The organism is Type-A symbiont of Plautia stali (assembly GCF_059731155.1).
In genome coordinates this window covers 2,879,171-2,894,072 of record NZ_AP035891.1, presented here as the reverse complement: position 1 = coordinate 2,894,072, position 14,902 = coordinate 2,879,171, and the positions used below count along the sequence as shown (strand labels likewise).

14 protein-coding genes and 6 pseudogenes are annotated in these 14,902 nt (G+C 57.0%); 16 read left to right on the top strand and 4 right to left on the bottom strand.

Annotation, left to right across the window (positions count from 1 at the left end):
• Positions 1-23: 23 nt before the first annotated feature.
• Positions 24-1,091 (top strand): annotated as a pseudogene (gene proB, locus AC6I8M_RS15345) (glutamate 5-kinase).
• 82 nt (positions 1,092-1,173) lie between these two features.
• Here proB and AC6I8M_RS15340 read toward each other — a convergent pair.
• Positions 1,174-1,764 (bottom strand): recombinase family protein, encoded by a 591-nt coding sequence (locus AC6I8M_RS15340; RefSeq protein WP_022548474.1) that lies wholly within the window; start codon positions 1,762-1,764, stop codon positions 1,174-1,176.
• A gap of 185 nt (positions 1,765-1,949) precedes the next feature.
• Between AC6I8M_RS15340 and AC6I8M_RS15335 the strand changes: the two genes are divergently transcribed.
• A complete protein-coding gene (locus AC6I8M_RS15335) occupies positions 1,950-2,522 on the top strand; it encodes a hypothetical protein (protein WP_498013493.1) in 573 nt (190 codons plus the stop codon).
• Here AC6I8M_RS15335 and AC6I8M_RS15330 read toward each other — a convergent pair.
• Both AC6I8M_RS15330 and AC6I8M_RS15325 read right to left on the bottom strand, forming a co-directional pair.
• Positions 2,439-3,029, bottom strand: coding sequence for a tail fiber assembly protein (locus AC6I8M_RS15330; RefSeq protein WP_022549149.1), 591 nt, complete (start codon positions 3,027-3,029; stop codon positions 2,439-2,441). The two genes, AC6I8M_RS15335 and AC6I8M_RS15330, sit on opposite strands and share 84 nt — an antisense overlap.
• Before the next feature lie 7 nt (positions 3,030-3,036).
• Positions 3,037-3,564 carry a tail fiber protein gene (locus AC6I8M_RS15325; protein WP_498013492.1) on the bottom strand — a complete coding sequence of 176 codons (528 nt, stop codon included), beginning with the start codon at positions 3,562-3,564 and terminating at the stop codon, positions 3,037-3,039.
• 185 nt (positions 3,565-3,749) lie between these two features.
• On the opposite strand from AC6I8M_RS15325, the gene AC6I8M_RS15320 reads away from it, so the two are divergent.
• From AC6I8M_RS15320 to AC6I8M_RS15310, 3 genes and pseudogenes are all read left to right on the top strand, one after another.
• Positions 3,750-4,340: a recombinase family protein gene (locus tag AC6I8M_RS15320; RefSeq protein ID WP_022548474.1), complete on the top strand. Its 591-nt coding sequence runs from the start codon at positions 3,750-3,752 to the stop codon at positions 4,338-4,340.
• Between the two features lie 87 nt (positions 4,341-4,427).
• Positions 4,428-4,976: pseudogene (locus tag AC6I8M_RS15315) on the top strand (TraM recognition domain-containing protein); the annotation flags it as partial.
• The gene (locus AC6I8M_RS15310) at positions 4,969-5,727 is read left to right on the top strand and encodes a TIGR03747 family integrating conjugative element membrane protein (RefSeq protein ID WP_058948775.1); all 759 of its coding nucleotides are present in this window, start codon (positions 4,969-4,971) and stop codon (positions 5,725-5,727) included. The pseudogene AC6I8M_RS15315 and the gene AC6I8M_RS15310, both read left to right, overlap by 8 nt.
• A gap of 90 nt (positions 5,728-5,817) precedes the next feature.
• On the opposite strand, the gene AC6I8M_RS15305 is transcribed toward AC6I8M_RS15310, so the two are convergent.
• On the bottom strand, positions 5,818-6,165 hold the full coding sequence (locus AC6I8M_RS15305; protein ID WP_058948776.1) for an FxLYD domain-containing protein: 348 nt from the start codon (positions 6,163-6,165) through the stop codon (positions 5,818-5,820).
• Positions 6,166-6,349: 184 nt separating this feature from the next.
• Here AC6I8M_RS15305 and AC6I8M_RS15300 point away from each other — a divergent pair, with 184 nt between their 5' ends.
• From AC6I8M_RS15300 to AC6I8M_RS15250, 11 genes and pseudogenes are all read left to right on the top strand, one after another.
• On the top strand, positions 6,350-6,697 hold the full coding sequence (locus tag AC6I8M_RS15300) for an integrative conjugative element protein, RAQPRD family (protein ID WP_058948777.1): 348 nt from the start codon (positions 6,350-6,352) through the stop codon (positions 6,695-6,697).
• Positions 6,697-6,941: pseudogene (locus AC6I8M_RS15295) on the top strand (TIGR03758 family integrating conjugative element protein). Before AC6I8M_RS15300 ends, AC6I8M_RS15295 begins: the two are co-directional and overlap by 1 nt.
• A gap of 35 nt (positions 6,942-6,976) precedes the next feature.
• Positions 6,977-7,363, top strand: a complete 387-nt coding sequence (locus tag AC6I8M_RS15290) for a TIGR03745 family integrating conjugative element membrane protein (protein WP_006785968.1) — start codon at positions 6,977-6,979, stop codon at positions 7,361-7,363.
• 12 nt (positions 7,364-7,375) lie between these two features.
• Positions 7,376-7,732: a TIGR03750 family conjugal transfer protein gene (locus tag AC6I8M_RS15285; protein WP_004115534.1), complete on the top strand. Its 357-nt coding sequence runs from the start codon at positions 7,376-7,378 to the stop codon at positions 7,730-7,732.
• Positions 7,729-8,387 (top strand): annotated as a pseudogene (locus AC6I8M_RS15280) (PFL_4703 family integrating conjugative element protein). The gene AC6I8M_RS15285 and the pseudogene AC6I8M_RS15280 overlap by 4 nt, the downstream one beginning before the upstream one ends.
• Positions 8,387-9,338, top strand: a pseudogene (locus AC6I8M_RS15275) (TIGR03749 family integrating conjugative element protein). Before AC6I8M_RS15280 ends, AC6I8M_RS15275 begins: the two co-directional pseudogenes overlap by 1 nt.
• Positions 9,328-10,827: a TIGR03752 family integrating conjugative element protein gene (locus tag AC6I8M_RS15270; RefSeq protein WP_058948778.1), complete on the top strand. Its 1,500-nt coding sequence runs from the start codon at positions 9,328-9,330 to the stop codon at positions 10,825-10,827. The pseudogene AC6I8M_RS15275 and the gene AC6I8M_RS15270 overlap by 11 nt, the downstream one beginning before the upstream one ends.
• Entirely contained in the window at positions 10,805-11,206 is a 402-nt protein-coding gene (locus AC6I8M_RS15265) for a hypothetical protein (RefSeq protein ID WP_223479954.1), read from the top strand. Before AC6I8M_RS15270 ends, AC6I8M_RS15265 begins: the two co-directional genes overlap by 23 nt.
• Positions 11,206-11,616: a TIGR03751 family conjugal transfer lipoprotein gene (locus tag AC6I8M_RS15260; protein WP_058948779.1), complete on the top strand. Its 411-nt coding sequence runs from the start codon at positions 11,206-11,208 to the stop codon at positions 11,614-11,616. Before AC6I8M_RS15265 ends, AC6I8M_RS15260 begins: the two co-directional genes overlap by 1 nt.
• Positions 11,616-14,476: pseudogene (locus AC6I8M_RS15255) on the top strand (conjugative transfer ATPase). Before AC6I8M_RS15260 ends, AC6I8M_RS15255 begins: the two are co-directional and overlap by 1 nt.
• Entirely contained in the window at positions 14,473-14,850 is a 378-nt protein-coding gene (locus tag AC6I8M_RS15250; RefSeq protein ID WP_004115528.1) for a hypothetical protein, read from the top strand. The pseudogene AC6I8M_RS15255 and the gene AC6I8M_RS15250 overlap by 4 nt, the downstream one beginning before the upstream one ends.
• Positions 14,851-14,902 lie beyond the last annotated feature (52 nt).

Below are 14,902 nucleotides of genomic sequence, written 5' to 3'. Positions count from 1 at the left end.
TTTTCTTACATGGCAGGAAAAACATGAGTGGCAGTCAGACCCTGGCGGTCAAATTGGGTACCAGCGTCCTCACCGGCGGATCGCGCCGGCTGAACCGGGCGCATATGATGGAGCTGGTTCGGCAGTGTGCATAACTGCACGCCGCCGGTCATCGCATTATCATCGTCACCTCAGGCGCGATTGCCGCCGGTCGCGAACACCTTGGTTAGCCGGAACTGCCACCGACCATCGCCTCAAAGCAGCTGCTGGCTGCGGTGGGGCAGAGCCGTTTAATCCAGCTGTGGGAGCAGCTGTTCTCCATCTACGGTATCCATATCGGGCAGATGCTGCTGACGCGCGCCGACATGGAAGACCGTGAACGCTTCCTCTACGCGCGCGATATGCTGCGCGCGCTGCTCGACAACCATATCGTGCCGGTCATTAACGAGAACGACGCGGTGGCAACCGCGGAAATCAAGGTTGGCGACAATGACAACCTGTCCGCGCTGGCGGCGATGCTCGGCGGTACCGATAAACTGCTGCTGCTGACCGATCAGCCTGGTCTGTTTACCGCCGATCCGCGCACCAATCCCGAGGCAGAACTGATCAGCGATGTGCATCAGATTGATGATGCGCTGCGCACGCTGGCTGGCGGCAGCGTCTCCGGTCTCGGCACCGGCGGCATGGCCACCAAACTGCAGGCGGCGGATGTCGCCTGCCGCGCCGGCATTGACGTCATCATTATTGCAGCCGGCAGCCGCGCGGATGTGATCGGGGATGTGCTGCACGGGAAACCGATGGGGACGCGCTTCCACGCGCAGCAGTCACCGCTGGAAAACCGCAAGCGCTGGATCTTCGGCGCGCCACCGGCGGGCGAGATCACCATTGACGACGGCGCGCTGGCGGCGGTGCTGGAGCGCGGCAGTTCGCTGCTGCCGAAAGGCGTCCGTGACGTGCAGGGCAATTTCTCGCGCGGCGAAGTGATCCGCATTCGTAACCTGCAGGGGCGCGATATCGCCCACGGCGTCACGCGCTATAACAGCGATGCGATGCGCATGATCGCCGGTCATCACAGTCAGGAGATTGGTGAGATCCTCGGTTACGAATCTTGATGCGGCGTGCGATATTTGAAGCCAAAACGTGCGATAAATGACAGGCTACTTTTGTTTCCATCAGTGCAACGAAATTACACTGTCATTTTTCATCAAAGCCATTTTGGCCTGTTCGAGCATTCCGGTTAACTGGACAATATTTGTAGATGCTGGCCAATGAAACATCATACAGTAATGCAAGCTGTTTTCTGCTATGACCATTCGCCAATAATTTTTGAGCTTCCTGTTGCTGTGCAAAAGATAGCGACTGAGGTCTGCCGCCAATACGTCCTCTGCTTCTCGCTGCAGCTAAACCAGCCTGAGTACGTTCAACAATCAGTTCGCGCTCCATTTGTGCTAACGCGCTCATCACATGAAAGAAAAAACGGCCTGCGGACGTAGAGGTATCAATGGCATCCGTCAAACTATGAAAATGAATACCTTCATCTTCCAGATTGGATATTAAAGTAATCAAATGTTTAATGCTGCGACCCAGCCTGTCGAGCTTCCAGACCACCAGAGTATCCCCCGATTTCAGGCAGTTTAACGCGCGTTTTAATCCGGGTCTCTGGTCTGTTTTTCCACTGATTTTATCCTCAAAAATCTGTTCGCAATTTGCACAAATCAAGGATTTTTGCTGTAAATCGGTGTTTTGGTCATTTTTTGACACCCTCATATAGCCAATTTTTGCCATTTTAGCCCCTAATCCTCCCTCCGAAAGCCTTGTCATCGCTGGTTTTGGGCAAAATATTAGCTAAATTCCCGATTTAAGAAAACCTTGGTTTAACGGAAACGGTAGATTGTGCAAAAAATGCACTGGATAAACGGACTGGCGGAACGGTCAATGGCGACATTCTTTCACAGGGTGGCCAAATCGGAATGAAGGGGGATAACAGTAAGCCTTTTATTCTCGCGAATGCTGATGGCAACGTGCGCGCCTATATCTGGAAAGATAAGGGCGGTGATGGAATACACATCAATAACGGTATTGACGGCGGCGGCGATTATATTTTTCATAAAGATGGCGGTTTTCGTGCCCCTTCTTCCGTATATGCCGGAGCCGCAAGGATAGCCTCTGACGGCAATATCTACGGTAGCATGTGGGGCAATCAGTGGCTGGACGCTTACCTGGAAAAGACCTTCCAGCCTAAAGGGGCCTACGGCAAAGCGAATACCGCGAAAATGGAAGTCAACGGATGGTGGAAATGCGGGGACACGGGGTTGATTATCCAGTGGGCAAGATATGGAAAAGATAAAAGGGAAGGAACCTATGATTTCCCGTTGCCCATGAAATTTCCCAGCGCGGGATTGTTCTGTATCGGCTATGTTGCTTCTGCGATAAATTTTCATGCAGATCGTCAATCACAGTCAGCCCATCTGGTCGATAACGGGATCGTCAGGGTGACGGTGGATAACAGCCTTGAAACCGTGGTTCTGGCGATTGGTTTCTGAAGGAGGATCTGGCCAGTCGATATCCGTGGCTGCGCTGAGATCGATACGATTAAGCAGCACGCGGTATTTTTTCCAGGACAGCAGTAACGCTTTTTCGGCATCCGTTGCCATATCGAGGTCTACCGCATCCTGTAGCGGGGCAATAACGGTGGAGGCTTGCTGCATCAACGCGGCTTTCTTAAACTTTGCTTTCGCAACACGTTCACCCTGAGTCGGGATGCGGGGGACTATTTTTTCACCCTCAAATAGCCAGTCACCGGAGATATCCACACCATCAGGCAGTTCATCGACGTCGACAACGGTAAATCCTGCGGGGTAGAGGGAGGATACATCTTCAGCCATTGAACGAATGATACCGGTATCGGGTTCTATGCAGAGTGTGTATTTTTTGGTGAACAGGTTCAGCGATTCATAAAAATCCTGACCGTCTTCACTCTTAAAATACTGGACACCATGACCATAGGGCATGTTATCCGGGGAGTAGCAGGAGACATTTTTTAATTCCATAGTGACCTCATTTTGAATCAGAAATGTCAGAAATCGTGCGCCATGCGCCATTGATTTTAATCTGCAACGGGCAATAACGAACCTGATAAACGTGTGTCCCCGTCGAGCCGTCACCACTCAGTGTCATACCCACCATGACACACCCCTTCGGGGCATCAGTGGATGTATTTTCTGGCGTGTAGATTGCGCTCACTGCCCCCCCTTTCACATCTTGCACATACCGAGCGTCTGATTCCTCCTTGGTGTAAGCCTGACCCGCCCCCTTGGGCTGGAAGGTCTTTTCCAGGTAAGCGTCCAGCCACTGATTGCCCCACATGCTACCGTAGATATTGCCGTCAGAGGCTATCCTTGCGGCTCCGGCATATACGGAAGAAGGGGCACGAAAACCGCCATCTTTATGAAAAATATAATCGCCGCCGCCGTCAATACCGTTATTGATGTGTATTCCATCACCGCCCTTATCTTTCCAGATATAGGCGCGCACGTTGCCATCAGCATTCGCGAGAATAAAAGGCTTACTGTTATCCCCCTTCATTCCGATTTGGCCACCCTGTGAAAGAATGTCGCCATTGACCGTTCCGCCAGTCCGTTTATCCAGTGCATTTTTTGCACAATCTACCGTTTCCGTTAAACCAAGGTTTTCTTAAATCGGGAATTTAGCTAATATTTTGCCCAAAACCAGCGATGACAAGGCTTTCGGAGGGAGGATTAGGGGCTAAAATGGCAAAAATTGGCTATATGAGGGTGTCAAAAAATGACCAAAACACCGATTTACAGCAAAAATCCTTGATTTGTGCAAATTGCGAACAGATTTTTGAGGATAAAATCAGTGGAAAAACAGACCAGAGACCCGGATTAAAACGCGCGTTAAACTGCCTGAAATCGGGGGATACTCTGGTGGTCTGGAAGCTCGACAGGCTGGGTCGCAGCATTAAACATTTGATTACTTTAATATCCAATCTGGAAGATGAAGGTATTCATTTTCATAGTTTGACGGATGCCATTGATACCTCTACGTCCGCAGGCCGTTTTTTCTTTCATGTGATGAGCGCGTTAGCACAAATGGAGCGCGAACTGATTGTTGAGCGTACTCAGGCTGGTTTAGCTGCAGCGAGAAGCAGAGGACGTATTGGCGGCAGACCTCAGTCGCTATCTTTTGCACAGCAACAGGAAGCTCAAAAATTATTGGCGAATGGTCATAGCAGAAAACAGCTTGCGTTACTGTATGATGTTTCATTGGCCAGCATCTACAAATATTGTCCAGTTAACCGGAATGCTCGAACAGGCCAAAATGGCTTTGATGAAAAATGACAGTGTAATTTCGTTGCACTGATGGAAACAAAAGTAGCCTGCCATTTATCGCACGTTTTGGCTTCAAATATCGCACGCCGCATCAATTTTATCCCTCTCATCAACAAAGGTGGCGGTGCCGGCATGCAGGTGACGGCCTATACCCAGACGTCTTCTGATATTGAGGCCCGCATCGGGAATGCGGCCAAGACGGCCTAGGTACAGGGTAACTTTAACAACCTGATTATGCTGCGCGTCAAGGAGAACCGCACCGCCGAGCTGCTGACCACGCAGCTGCCGCAGGTGGAGATTTACACCAAAACGCTGGTCTCCGGGCACCAGGACACGGCAGATGTCAATGCAGACCAGGACTTTACTTCAAGCACCCAGGACCGCGTCGGGACGGTAAAAGTCCCGCTGCTGGAGCCGGCCGATATCGTGACGCTGCCGAAAGGGCAGGCGTTTGCCCTGCTGGAAGGCGGGCAACTGTGGAAAATCCGCATGCCGCTGTCTGCCGGGGATGCTGATGATGTGCTGATGCCGGAAAGCATCGAGAAAATAGCGGAGGAGATGCGGCGCAGTTATCACAGCGGCGAATCCTGGTGGCGGGACGGTCCGGCCCTGAACGTGCCGGTCGCAGGAGGGGAGAATGGCTGAGGTAAAACGTCCCCCACAGCAGCAGACGCTGCCGGAGCGCAAACACGGCATCCTGTATAATCTGCTCTGGGGCTGGCCGTGGGCCCTGGTAGGCGTGGTGCTGTCCTCGCTGCTGCTGAGCCTGCTGATTGAATATATCGGCATCGCCTTCTTCTGGCCGGAAGCCGGGGCGGCGCACAGTGAAGCGGTTATGAATACCGAGCTGGGGTGGCTGTCCACAGAGTTCACCCGCAGCCTGATGCTGTCTGAGCCATCGGTGACGGTTGTGCGCTGGGTGACCACTGCCTATCAGTGGGCTTTTGTGGACAGTGGCTTCCTCGACTGGGTCCGGCAGCAGTATGCGCACCAGATGCACAGTGACAATGCCGTCACCCGGGAAATCAACAGCTGGAGCGGCTGGCTTGCCGGCTACCTGCGTGAGTACCTGCTGGCCACGGTATGGATAAGCATTATCACCCTGGTACGCGTCACCATCCTGGTGCTGTCCGTCCCGCTGTTTGTGCTGGTCGTGGTGGTGGCGCTGGTTGAGGGACTGGGGCGGCGTGATCTGCGGCGGTACGGCGCGGGGTATGAAAGTTCGTTTGTCTATCATCATGCCAAGAAGCTGGTCAAACCGGCAGCTGTGTTGCCCGCCATGCTGTACCTTTCCTGGCCCACTGCAGTCTACCCCAACCTGCTGTTGTTGCCGGCGGCTGTACTGCTGGGTATCGCCGTGACCGTGACCACGGCTTCATTCAAGAAGTATCTTTAAATCAGGGCTGGACGGAGGCGTGCAAAACTTGTTTTGCGCGCCTGCCGTCAGCAGACAAGCCATGAAACAACCGTTACTGGCGCGTCAGTGTCAGTTATTAAATACCGTCAGTTCTGTCACTTTGAAGCTGTCTGGCTTGATGGTTGTGCTGTCGTAGGGTGCCTGTATTTTCCATTGCTGACCTGCCTCCAGATTTTCAGCCATCGCTGCCGTATTTCCTATCACTGTCCCGTTCTGGAGCAAGTTGAATTTGACAATTACAGTCTTCACAGGCCCGCCTGACACGTTTGTTCCCGTGCCTTCTACTTGCTGTATACCATTTGCTGCTGTGGCGAAATGCAGGTCTGAAAGCTGGACTTTGCCAGTACCGTCGGCCGCAAGAACAGGGCCGGTAATCAGTGCAGTGATTAACGTGGCCTTCAGAACAGTATTCATCATTTTCCTTTCCCCTCTGTTTACCGTTGAGTTTTCTTAATATCACAATGAATGTTTATTTATAGCTAATCCTGCTACCGGCACTGAGCCTCAATTAATTTTAAAATTTCTGTTTAGGGTTTATCGCTGACCCGACGCTCCCTCTTCCGCATCCTGTCCGCACCCCTTAATCCTTCTGGAGGTGCGTATGAACTCAAATCGTCCGGCCATGCGGCGCAACAGTCGTGTCCCGGGCATCACGGGCCTGATATTGCTGACCTTTCTGGCATCAGCTGCTGCACAGGCATCTGAGAAAGACGAGCTTGCGTCTGTTCAGCGTCAGCTGGACCAGGTTCAGGCGTCGCTTGAACGGGCCCGCGTGGCGGCTGCACAGGCCGACCCGGCTGACCGTGGCCGCTTTTTCTTTGATTACCGGCAGGCCACATCCGATCTCAACACCATCCGCAGCGGCATTGACCGCTATCTGGAGCCCTCCCGCGCGCAACCGCGCGACCCGTCTTTTGTGGCCGGTAATTACCGGCGGGAGCGGCCCTGATGCCCATGACATCCGAACAAACGAACGCGTTTAAAGCCGGCTCCGGCAGTCTTGATGTGAACATCCTTCATCTGCTCTGCATCGGGGCACTGCTGGCGTTTCTTTTTTTATGGGCCGCGCGTGGGCGCTGTCGGATGTCTGGACCGGCTGGAGTAACACAAAAGTGCGGGACGCGGCGCTGGGGCGTTTTGCCGTCCGCACCGTGCTGCTGTTGCTTGTGTGTATCTGGATGTTTGCCAGTTAACCCGATTATTAACGTTACGTCAGGAGATGAATTCCATGCACCATTCTGAGTCTGTTGTTGCCCGCCTGCGCCGTCTCGCCAGTCGTACGCTGACCCGCGCCGGTACGCTTGCCCTCCTGGGCTGGCTCACCTGCAAACCGGCCTTTGCGGATTTGCCAAGCGTTGAAGCGCCTGAGTCCGGAGGCGGCAGCGGGCTGTCCGGACAAATCAAGGGCTACCTGCAGGACGGCATTGTTATCGGGGGGCTGGTCGTGGCGGCCGTTGCCTTTATCAACGTTGCCATTGCCGCCCTGCACACCTTCACCGAAGTCCGCAATGAGAAAGCCACCTGGACCAAATTCGGGGCCATTGTGGTGGTGGGTGTGGTGCTACTGGTTGCCGTTATCTGGCTGCTCGGCAAGTCTGCCGACATTCTGTTGTAGGAGCCTGCGACGATGCAGACCATTCGTTTTTTACCTGACCGTCTCAACAGTGAGCCCGTGGTGTTTCGCGGGTTTACCACCCATGAGATGGGGCTGGCAGCCCTTGCCGGCGCGGGTGCGGGTCTGCTCCTGTCACTGCCGTTTATCCCGCTGGCCGGCTGGGTTGTTGTGCCCACCGGCCTGCTGGTCATGCCGCTGCTGCTGGTCTGGTTTGGTGGCCGCTGGATGGCCAGGCTCAAGCGCGGTAAGCCCGAGAACTGGCTCTGGCAGCGACTGGAGACCAAAAAACGCCGGCTGGGAATGGGCAATCCGAAACTGATAGTGGATGCCCGGGGCTGGTCAGTGAAACGTAACAGGAGAGCCTCATGAGCCGTTTTCGCCATGCGGTAAAAGACCGCGACCAGCATATTCAGACGCTGCGCATCGCCTGCGCCGTGCTCGCCTTTTTCCTTATGTTTGCCTGTGCCGGCTGGATGCTGGCACCCAGTAAGCTGACCGTGCATAACCCGCCGGATTTACGCTCCGGCAGCACGCGACCCTAGTGGGAGGTGCCACCCCCGACCGTTTACTCTTTCGCCTTCTATATCTTCCAGCAACTGAATGCCTAGCCGAAAAATGGTGAGGTGGATTATTCCGCCAAAATCAATGCGCTGTCGCCGTATCTGACGCCGTCCTGTCAGGATTTCCTGAAAGCGGACGCGAAGAAACGCGGTGACGCCGGCGAACTCACCGACCGCGTGCGCGTGGTGTATGAAGTGCCCGGTCGCGGTTACCAGTCACAGAGCGTGACCGTACAGGATCGCGATCACTGGATTGCCCGCCTTGACGTGGTGGCCGATGAATATTTCCATGCCGAGCGGTCAAACGCGCCCTGGTGCGTTACCCGCTGAAAGTGGTGCGCAGGGAAGGTGATGCGGAGCGCAACCCGTTCGGTCTGGCGCTGGACTGTTATGCCGGTGTGCCCCAGCGTCTGGAGGCGGCACCGCCTGCACCTAAACCGGAGAAGTCAGGAGTGTTTCAGTGATGAGTAAAAAACCCCACTACCGCGCCGGGCTGATGGCGCTGTCCTTCGTCCTGCTGCCCCTGGCGACACTGGTATCACGTCCTGCCGGCGCAGATGAGCTGATGAAATGGGAGCGTATTCCGCTGCAGATCCCCCTGAAGGTGGGGCAGGAGCGGGTGGTCTTTGTGGACAAAAACGTCCGCGTTGGTTTTCCGCCGGCGCTTAACGGCAAACTTCGGGTGCAGAGCACCGGGGGTGCCGTCTACCTGAAAGCCGACAGCGCCTTTCCGCAGACGCGGGTGCAGCTGCAGGATGTGGAAAGCGGCGAGGTTCTGCTGTTTGATATCGCCGCCGGTGAAAAAGGGCCGACTGAGCCGGTCCGTCTGGTCTACAGCGGTGATGTCAGCACGCGTGAGTCACGCCGGCGATGCGGCCGGTCAGCCAGGTGGTGCAGATCGGGCTGCTTCCGGATCAGGCTCATCTGCTCCCACCAGCAGCGATGACGGCACCCAGGCAAAGCGTAAAAAAATCCGCTACAGCGCCCCCATCCCGGTGCTGCTGACCCGCTATGCCGCTCAAAGCCTTTATGCGCCGGCACGTACGGTCGAGGCGGTCCCGGGTATTCATCCGGTCAACCCGCATCTGCCCCGACGCGTCAGCACGCTGTATCCCTCTGAACCATTAACGGTCACGCCGCTGGCTGGCTGGGGCGTGGCAAACCGCAGCGTGGTGGCACTCAGGCTCACGAACACCGGCAGCCGTAAAGTCGTTCTGGATCCGCGTGCGCTGCAGGGACAATTTGTGTCCGCCACCTTCCAGCACTGCTGGGTCGGTCCGGCCGGCACGCCGGAAGACACCACCACGGTGTATGTGGTGACCGCCGGTCGTCCGGAGAGCGCATTTATTGCTGAGCCGTCTGCACTGCGTAAAGCGGCCCGCACGGTAAAACAGGAGGCCCGCCATGCAGATTAAATCTAATGCCCTGGTGAAGTTTATCGTGCCGGCCGTGGTGATTGCCGGGCTGGCCGTGGGGCTCAAAAGCTGCAAAAACGAACCGGCAGAACAACCTCAGGCAAAACAAAGCGGCTCCCTGAAAAACCTCTCGCCGGATGAACTGAAGGCGCTGGGGGTGGAAGGCGACACGCCGGAGGACACCCTGCGCACGCTCATTGGCCGGCTGAATGATGTGCGTGACCGCCAGAAAACGCTGGATAAGCAGAACGCGGATTTGGTGAAAGAAAACGAGCGGTTGCGCCGGCGCAATCAGGACGTTTCAGGACAGGTGAATGAGGTCGTTAATGGTCTGCGCGAGCAGTACGACAAGCGGCAGGCTCAGCTTCAGAACGAACAACTGAGCCTGACGGCGAAAATCCAGGAGCTGACCGACAAACTCAAAAAGCCTGACAGCGAGAAAAAAACGGCGGACAGCGATATCCCGCTGGGGCTGGGCCTGGACGGCATGAGCAGCAGCACCGGGGGGAGCGCTTCTCAGGGCAGCGACGGCATGATATGGGTCGCGCCGACGGACCAGAAAGAAACGGATCCGCGGGATGCGGCCAGCGGCAAAGCCTCACCTCAGTTCCCGACCTCTTTTCTGGGGGAAAATGAGCTGACCCGCCAGAAAGCCGCTTATGAGGAGAAAGTGAAGGGACGGACGAATGAAAAAGGGGCGGAAGAGAGCGCCGAGCCGGTTTACACGCTGCCGGAAAATTCCACGCTGGTCGGCAGCCGCGCCATGACGGCACTGCTTGGCCGTGTGCCCATCAACGGCACCGTGACCGATCCTTATCCGTTCAAGGTGCTTATCGGTAAGGATAACCTGACGGCGAACGGCATCGAGTTACCGGACGTCGAAGGGGCGATTGTTTCGGGGACGGCCAGCGGTGACTGGACGCTGTCCTGCGTGCGCGGGCAGGTTAACAGCGTCACCTTTGTCTTTTCCGACGGTACGGTGCGCACCCTCCCCAGACCAGACACCAGTAACAACGCCGGCGGGCAAAATAATAACGCTCAGGCTAAACAGGATACCGGCACCAGTGGCGGTATCGGCTGGATCTCGGATGAAAACGGGATCCCGTGCATTGGCGGCGAACGTAAGTCCAACGCCTCCACCTACCTGCCCACCATCTTTGGCCTGTCGGCTGCCGGTGCGGCGGGTGAAGCGATGAGCCAGGGGCAGTACACGACGCAGAACAACGTGAATGGCATTTCCGCTACCATGACCGGCGACGCCGGACAGGCGGCGCTGGGGAAAGCCATTTCCGGCGGCATGTCTGAAACCACCGACTGGATCAAACAGCGTTACGGGATGACGTTTGATGCCATTTATGTGCCGCCCGGTGCCCGTCTTGCCGTGCATATCACCCGTCAGCTGGCCATTGATTATGAAGATAAGGGCCGTAAGGTGCGCTACGACTTCACCCTGCCGGGTGGCGTCAGTGACAACGGCGGACTGGACTGAATACACGGCCATGGCGGGACAGATAACGTTTTTCCCTCTTTCATCCGTGTGCTGGACGTTCAGCGACGGGGCAGGCTGGCATATTGACGTGATCCCTGCGTCTTCTGCGGTTCTGTTGCTGCGACCCGTAGCGCTGTTGCCTGCCGGCGCACCTTTACTGCGCTGGCGCGATGGCCAGCTTTTACTGGATATCGGCAGGTTCTCCCTGCCGCTCAGTGCCCGGGAGTGTGCCGTTTCGTGGCGCAGCCCGAAAATCCCGCGCCGGCTTTACTGCCCGCGTATGACATTACGGGAGCTGGGGCACCTGCTGAATGTCAGTGCGTTCGTTTTTATCTGCGGCGGTTACGATCCGGCCGCCTCACAAAGGAGATACCGGTAATGTACAGAACGGTTTTCATTCTGACCCTGAGCTGTGTGATGCTCAGCGGCTGCTCAACCTCCAAAGAGGAAATGCTGCCGGCGGGCGATAACACCATGCTTGAACTGTGGAACGGGGCGGACGGTGGCGGCAGTACTTCCCGCCAGTCTGCGGCGGCCCGCGACACGCTGCGACGCCCGCTGACGGGCAGCGAAACGCAGGCGGACGCGCAGGCCGACCGCAGCTACAGTCGTACTCAGGAAAGCGAAATCACCCAGCAGTTTCCCCGGCTGCCCAACCCCGACATGGTGATGTACCTGTATCCCCACCTGGCAGACGGTAACACGCCGGTGCCGGGTTACAGCACCGTGTTCCCGTTCTACAGCCAGACGCAGTATGCCATGCCTGGCGAGCGCACGGAGGCCCTGTAATGCTTTCACTGTTTACGCGTAATAAATCCACCGACCGGCAGACGCCGGTTGATGACGGCCAGTCCGTTCAGGCAGATGAAACCCTGACCGCGGCCGTGAAGGGCCGGCAACCCCTGAATCGCCCCGGGAAAATGACGCGCCAGGATGAGGAGAAGGTTTATCACGCCAATCCGTCCATCATTGACTTTTTGCCCTGGGCAGAATTTCTCGATGAAGAGCAGTGTCTCCTGCTTGATGACGGCGTGTCGGTGGGGGCCGTTTATGATGTGACACCGGTGGCGACCGAAGGGCGAACCGAAGAGCGCCTGGAGCAAATCCGGGACTCGGTTGAGGATGCACTTCAGGACAGCTTTGATGAACATGACGTGAATCCCTGGGTCGTGCAGTTCTTCTGCCAGGACGAGGACGACACTGACGCGTACCTGGACAGGCTGCGCGGGTATGTCAAACCACATGCACAGCGCACGGCGTTTACCGACGCCTGGCTGGGTGAAATGGAGCGCCATATTCGCAGTATCTCCCGGCCTGAGGGACTTTTTACTGACTCGCTGATTACCGGCCAGCCGTGGCGCGGGCAGCAGCGCCGCACCCGGATGGTTGTTTATCGCTGGCTTGGGAAAAGCCGGGATCCGATGCCGCCGGTGGCGATGCTCAACCAGGTGTGCGACCGGGTCGTTAATGCCCTGGGCGGGGCGGGGATCCGCTGCACCCGGCAGAACGGCCTGCAGGTGCATGGCTGGCTGCTGCGGCTGTTCAATCCGTCACCGGACTGGGTGGAGAAAACCACGCTCTATCGGCAGGCTGCTTACGCAGACCCGCGCGAGACACCTGAAGGCACCGTGCCGGTCAGCAATGATTTTGCCGAAACCCTGTGGTTCACGCCGTCGGTTTCAGACCCGGAAAACGGCGTGTGGTGGATTGACAACAAGCCGCACTGCGCGGTGGCGGTGGAAAAACTGCGTACACCGCCGGAGCCGGGCACCCTGACCGGCGAGAAAAGCCGGGGTGAAAAGAAAATTAATGCCCTGATGGATATGTTTCCGGAAGGGACCATGGTGTGCATGACCGTGGTGGTGCAGCCCCAGGACCGGCTTGAAGAGCAGTTTAACCGGCTGTCGAAAAATGCGGTCGGTGAGAATACCGAGTCGGGCCGCGTCCGCCAGGATGTGAAGACGGTAAAAGAGTATCTGGGCAACCGGCACAAACTGTACCGGGCGGGGATCACCTTCCTGCTGCGCGGCGATGACATGACCAGCCTGAAGCGCAAGCGGCTGGAGCTGTCCACCGTATTGCTAGGGGCCGGTCTGCAGCCGGTACGGCCGGAGTTTGAAGAAGGTCCGCTGAACAGCTGGCTGCGGGCGCTGCCGATGTGCTTTAACCCGGACAGCGACAAAAAACACTGGTATACCCGTCTGACATGGGTTCAGCACCTGGCAGGACTTTTGCCGGTAACCGGGCGGGAAACCGGCACGGGGCACCCCGGCTTCAGCTTTTTCAACCGCGGCGGGGATACCCTGACATTCGATCCGCTCAACAAGCTCGACCGCACCCAGAACGCGCATCTGCTGTTGTTCGGCCCGACCGGAGCGGGCAAGTCGGCCACGCCTGTGTGCCGCGCTCTCCCAGCTGATGGCCGTCCACCGTCCGCGGCTGTTTATTGCGGAGGCCGGGAACTCGTTCGGCCTGCTGGCCGATTTCTTTGACAGCCTCGGACTGACGGTGAATAAAATCAGCGTCAAACCCGGGAGCGGCGTCAGTCTGCCGCCGTTTGCTGATGCTCACAAACTGGTGGAAGAAGGCCTGGCCGCCCAGGCCGTGGATGAGAGCGACCTGCCGGATATCGACACGGACGACGATGGCGAGGATGACAAGCGTGACGTTCTCGGTGAAATGGAAATCTCCGCGCGCATGATGATCACCGGCGGCGACCCGAAAGAAGAGGCTGACCTTAAGCGCGCCGACAGGGCGATGATACGTGAGGCACTGCTGATGGCGGCGCATGCCACGTATAAAGAAGAGCGACAGATGCTGCCGTCTGACCTGCAGAAGGCGCTGTATGACATAGCCTCTGACAACGATGAGGGCGTCATCAATGTCCGCAATGCCCAGCGCAAGGCGAAAGCGGCGGAAATGGCGGAATCCCTGGGCATGTTTACCCAGGCCGGCAGCTTTGAGGCGGAGCTGTTCAACCGCGAAGGGGAGCTGTGGCCGGAAGCGGACGTGACGCTGGTTGACCTGGGGCATCTGGCGCGTGAAGGCTACGAGGCGCAGATGGCCCTGACCATGGTCTCGATGACCAACATGATTAACAACATCGCGGAGCGTGACCAGTTCCTGGGTCGGGATATTGTCTTCACGGTGGATGAGGCGCATATCGTCACGGTCAACCCGCTGCTGTCGCCCTACATGACGAAGGTGGTCAAGATGTGGCGTAAGCTCGGGGCCTGGGCTGTGGCTGGCCACCCAGAACCTTAAGGACTACCCGGATATTGCCGAAAAAATGCTGAACATGGCGGAATGGTGGATTTGTCTGACCATGTCCCCGGAGGAGGTAAAAGATATCAGCCGTTTCCGCGCGCTCACGCCGGAGCAGGAATCGGTGCTGCTTTCCGCCAGTAAACTGTCGGGTTGTTATACGGAAGGCGTGGTGCTGGCGAAACGGATCGAAGCGTTTTTTCGTGCCGTGCCGCCCAGTCTCTTCCTGGCACTGGGCATGACGGAAAAAGAAGAGAAAGCCGAACGCCGGGCGCTGATGAATGAATTTCACTGCAGCGAACTGGAGGCGGCAAAACGCGTCGCGCAGAATCTGGACCGTCTGCGCGGTCTGACGGAGAAACAACAGGAGCCTGCCACGGTATGATGACACTGAAGTACCCTGAACCCGCTATTCATGAGCACAGTGGCGGTGCGCTATTCACCCTGTCGCCTCAGGGGGAGCCCGGCGTGCTCCCGGCGACCCATCAGCACCTGGTGAGACTGCGGGCAATGCTCAGGCAGCGTCTGACCGGGCCGGTCAAAATGACGTGTCACCCGCACCGGGTGGGACTCAGCAGCAGCGTGGCCATCTATCTTGAGGGAAAGCTGAAGCAGGCGGTAAACATCCTCATCACCGTGACGGGGCAGACAAGCTGGCCGCAGGAAGAGGAGTACGCGCATCCGCGCTGGTATATCACGGTGCCGGATTCGGCCGATCTGGTGTATCTGATGCTGTGGATCAACGGGCTTGACGTATAACTACAGACTTGCCTTCACCAGGGGCATGATTACAAAAAGAAAATAACAATAT

Bases quoted from the DNA above. Each gene is read 5' to 3' on its own strand.
- AC6I8M_RS15340 (WP_022548474.1), bottom strand. From the start codon at position 1,764: ATGGCAAAAATTGGCTATATGAGGGTGTCAAAAAATGACCAAAACACC.
- AC6I8M_RS15335 (WP_498013493.1), top strand. From the start codon at position 1,950: ATGAAGGGGGATAACAGTAAGCCTTTTATTCTCGCGAATGCTGATGGC.
- AC6I8M_RS15330 (WP_022549149.1), bottom strand. From the start codon at position 3,029: ATGGAATTAAAAAATGTCTCCTGCTACTCCCCGGATAACATGCCCTAT.
- AC6I8M_RS15325 (WP_498013492.1), bottom strand. From the start codon at position 3,564: ATGAAGGGGGATAACAGTAAGCCTTTTATTCTCGCGAATGCTGATGGC.
- AC6I8M_RS15320 (WP_022548474.1), top strand. From the start codon at position 3,750: ATGGCAAAAATTGGCTATATGAGGGTGTCAAAAAATGACCAAAACACC.
- AC6I8M_RS15310 (WP_058948775.1), top strand. From the start codon at position 4,969: ATGGCTGAGGTAAAACGTCCCCCACAGCAGCAGACGCTGCCGGAGCGC.
- AC6I8M_RS15305 (WP_058948776.1), bottom strand. From the start codon at position 6,165: ATGATGAATACTGTTCTGAAGGCCACGTTAATCACTGCACTGATTACC.
- AC6I8M_RS15300 (WP_058948777.1), top strand. From the start codon at position 6,350: ATGAACTCAAATCGTCCGGCCATGCGGCGCAACAGTCGTGTCCCGGGC.
- AC6I8M_RS15290 (WP_006785968.1), top strand. From the start codon at position 6,977: ATGCACCATTCTGAGTCTGTTGTTGCCCGCCTGCGCCGTCTCGCCAGT.
- AC6I8M_RS15285 (WP_004115534.1), top strand. From the start codon at position 7,376: ATGCAGACCATTCGTTTTTTACCTGACCGTCTCAACAGTGAGCCCGTG.
- AC6I8M_RS15270 (WP_058948778.1), top strand. From the start codon at position 9,328: ATGCAGATTAAATCTAATGCCCTGGTGAAGTTTATCGTGCCGGCCGTG.
- AC6I8M_RS15260 (WP_058948779.1), top strand. From the start codon at position 11,206: ATGTACAGAACGGTTTTCATTCTGACCCTGAGCTGTGTGATGCTCAGC.
- AC6I8M_RS15250 (WP_004115528.1), top strand. From the start codon at position 14,473: ATGATGACACTGAAGTACCCTGAACCCGCTATTCATGAGCACAGTGGC.